This is a genomic window from Tianweitania sp., assembly GCF_032053605.1.
Classification (GTDB): Bacteria; Pseudomonadota; Alphaproteobacteria; order Rhizobiales; family Rhizobiaceae; genus Tianweitania.
Window position 1 is genome coordinate 125347 of the sequence record NZ_DAMBUH010000002.1, and the last position, 3266, is coordinate 128612.

Annotated in this window: 2 protein-coding genes and 2 pseudogenes; all 4 read right to left on the bottom strand. The window is 59.6% G+C overall.

Annotation, left to right across the window (positions count from 1 at the left end; all coding sequences use genetic code 11):
• Positions 1 to 190: pseudogene (locus tag RTX98_RS01265) on the bottom strand (cysteine ABC transporter permease); the annotation flags it as partial.
• 39 nt (positions 191 to 229) lie between these two features.
• Positions 230 to 1012, bottom strand: a complete 783-nt coding sequence (locus RTX98_RS01270; RefSeq protein WP_312794029.1) for an amino acid ABC transporter substrate-binding protein — start codon at positions 1010 to 1012, stop codon at positions 230 to 232.
• 174 nt (positions 1013 to 1186) lie between these two features.
• Positions 1187 to 1633 carry an RbsD/FucU family protein gene (locus RTX98_RS01275; RefSeq protein ID WP_312794030.1) on the bottom strand — a complete coding sequence of 149 codons (447 nt, stop codon included), beginning with the start codon at positions 1631 to 1633 and terminating at the stop codon, positions 1187 to 1189.
• Between the two features lie 91 nt (positions 1634 to 1724).
• Positions 1725 to 3266 (bottom strand): annotated as a pseudogene (locus RTX98_RS01280) (glycine dehydrogenase (aminomethyl-transferring)); the annotation flags it as partial.

The following is a 3266-nucleotide window of genomic DNA, read 5'->3' on the forward strand; positions in this document are numbered from 1 at the left end:
GAATAAGCCAGACATAAAAGCGCGCCACCGCAACGAGCGGTGCAGGGCCGAACAGCCTGATCAGCGCGACGATCAAGCCAAGCGTCAGTCCGAGCGTGAACGAGAGCAGCGTCAAAGGAATCGTGAAGAAAAGGGCCGCCCATAAGAGCGGCCCCAAGGAATTCAGCATAAGCTGCAGCCAGTCAGGCATACGGCACCTTTCGGGAGGCAGCTTGCGCCGCGAAGTTAATTACTTGGACACGTCCTGGCCGAAATACTTATCAGCGATCTTCTGATAGGTGCCGTCAGCCTTGATTTCGGCAAGGGCCTTGTTAATGGCGGCGAGCAGATCGGGCTCGTTCTTGCGGATGATGATACCGGAAAAATCGGCATTCTCTTCCTGAGCTGCGATCTTCACCGGCGCATCGGGCTTGTGCTTCTTGAAGTCGAGGAAGGACAGGCTGTCATTGAGCGTTGCGTCCGCACGGCCCTGCAATACGAGCTGGATCGACTGGTCAAATCCGTCGGTGCCGACAAGCTCTGCGCCATTGTTTGCGGCCAGCTTGCCGAAATTCGAAGACAGCGACTGCGCAGACTTCTTGCCCTTCAGATCAGCGAAGGTCTTGATCTCGGCGTTGTCGTCCTTGACGATCAGCACAGCCTTGGATGCGATATACGGATCGGAGAAGTCATACTTCTTCTTGCGCTCTTCGGTGATGCCGACCTGATTGATCACGGCATCATAGCGATCGGCATCGATGCCGGCGATCAAGCCGTCCCACTTGCCTTCAAGGAACTTTGCCTCGACGCCGATGCGCTTTGCCACTTCGCGGCCAATCTCGACGTCAAAGCCGACCAGCGCGCCCGATGCGTCGTGGAAGGTGAACGGCGCGTAGGTGCCTTCGGTGCCGATCCGCAGTTCACCACTCGATTTGACTTTCTCGAGGTTGGACTGTGCCGCGGCGGGACCGGCAAACGAGACGGCAGCGAGTGCAAGACCCGCGGCAGCGAGAAGGGTGCTGATGCTTTTCATGATTTTCATCCAATGGCTTGACGAAGACACGTCGAAGAAGGTGGACGGAACTTGGTGGATGTGAGGTCAGATCACAAGGCTAGGCGCTGCATTGTGCAAGAGCCGAGGGTACTTTTCATCTCTGGCGAGCAGGTCCAGTAGAATGTTATTCCAGCGGTCGCGTATGTCTGGACGCTAGTCGAAGACAACACCCTTCTTCAGGATAAAGCAGCCATAAGGCCTCGCCTCTGTGGTCTGGACGACGGCAAAGGCGCGGCTTGCGGCTTCATAGAAGGCCATGCGTTCGATGGCCTTCACTGTGACCGCGCGGTTCTCAGCTGCGTCAAGTGCTTGCTGCATGTCTTTATGCACGGCGAGTACGGCTTCGGGCTCGCCGACTACCGCCATTCGCCGAACGGGGACATCGACGAAGGTATCGACGGGGAAAAGCTCCAGAATGGCGCGCGCCGCTTGGGTCGTGTCAACGCCGGCCAGCTGAATGCACTGGCCCGACACGGTTGATGCGGCAACCGAGACTCCGGGAAAGTTGCGGTCAACCAGAACCAGATCGTCACCATGCCCCATTTCAGCGAGGATGGTCAGGAGTTCGGCCGTAATCAGCGGCGGGATTTTCTTCAGCATCGGGCTCTCCAGGTCGACTAACGTTCTTTTGCCGCTGCCGGGTGAGAAGCTCCGTTCACCGTTCCTCACCCGATTGCGCCTCATCCTTAAGTCACTCGGCCGCCTCGGCGTAGTCTTCCATCGGCGGGCAGGAACAGATCAGGTTGCGGTCACCATAAACGTTGTCGACGCGGTTGACCGGCGACCAGTACTTGTCCACGCGAAAAGCGCCGGGCGGATAACAGGCCTGCTCGCGCGAATAGGGACGATCCCACTCGCCGACGAGATCTGCCACCGTATGCGGCGCGTTCTTCAAGGGGTTGTTGGTCTTGTCCATCCGGCCCTCTTCGATGGCGCGGGCTTCCTCGCGGATCGCCAGCATCGCATCACAGAAGCGGTCGAGTTCGGCCTTCATCTCCGATTCCGTCGGCTCGATCATCAGCGTGCCGGCAACCGGGAAGCTCATGGTCGGGGCGTGGAACCCGCAGTCGATCAGGCGCTTGGCGACATCGTCCACCGTGACGCCTGCGGCGGGATTGAGCGGGCGCGTGTCGATGATGCATTCATGGGCTACACGGCCCGCTTCCGACTTGTAGAGCACGTCATAAGCGCCCTTCAGCCGCGCGGCGATATAGTTGGCGTTGAGGATAGCTACCTTGGTCGCCTGTGTCAGTCCTTCGCCGCCCATCATCAGGCAGTAGGACCAGGAGATCGGGAGGATTGAAGGCGAGCCGAATGGTGCTGACGACACCGCACCTTCACGTCCATCACTTTGCGGATGACCGGGCAAGTGGGCAGCCAGATGCGCTTTCACGCCGATCGGTCCCATGCCCGGACCACCGCCGCCATGCGGAATGCAGAAAGTCTTGTGCAGGTTGAGATGTGACACGTCGGAGCCGATGTCACCGGGACGCGACAAGCCCACCATGGCGTTCATGTTGGCGCCGTCGAGATAAACCTGACCGCCTTGGGCATGGGTGATCTCGCAGATCTGCCGCACCGTTTCCTCGAACACGCCATGCGTGGACGGATAGGTGATCATGCAGCAGGCCAGACTTGCGGCATGCTGCTCGGCCTTGGCGCGGAAGTCGTCGAGATCGACATCCTCGTTTTCCATCGCCTTGACCGGCACCACCTTCATGCCCGCCATCTGCGCGGAGGCGGGATTAGTGCCATGCGCGGAGGTCGGGATCAGGCAAACATTGCGATGCGGCTCGTTGTTAGCCATGTGGTAGTTGCGGATGGTCAGAAGACCCGCATACTCCCCCTGCGCGCCCGAATTCGGCTGCATGGAGAAGGCATCGTAGCCGGTGACCTGGCACAGCTTATCCGACAGATCATCGATCATCTCCCTGTAGCCGAGCGCCTGATCGGCCGGCACGAAGGGATGGATGTCGGAGAATTCCGGCCAGGTGATCGGCAGCATTTCCGCCGTGGCGTTTAGCTTCATCGTGCAGGAGCCGAGCGGGATCATCGCCCGGTCGAGCGCCAGATCGCGATTTGACAAGCGGCGGATGTAGCGGGTCATCTCGCTTTCCGCCCGATTCATATGGAAGATCGGATGCGTCATGTAAGCCGATTTCCGCAGAAGCGCGGGTGGCAGCCGATGGTCAGCGGTGAAGTCGGCGACCTTGAAAGCGCCGCCGAATGCCCG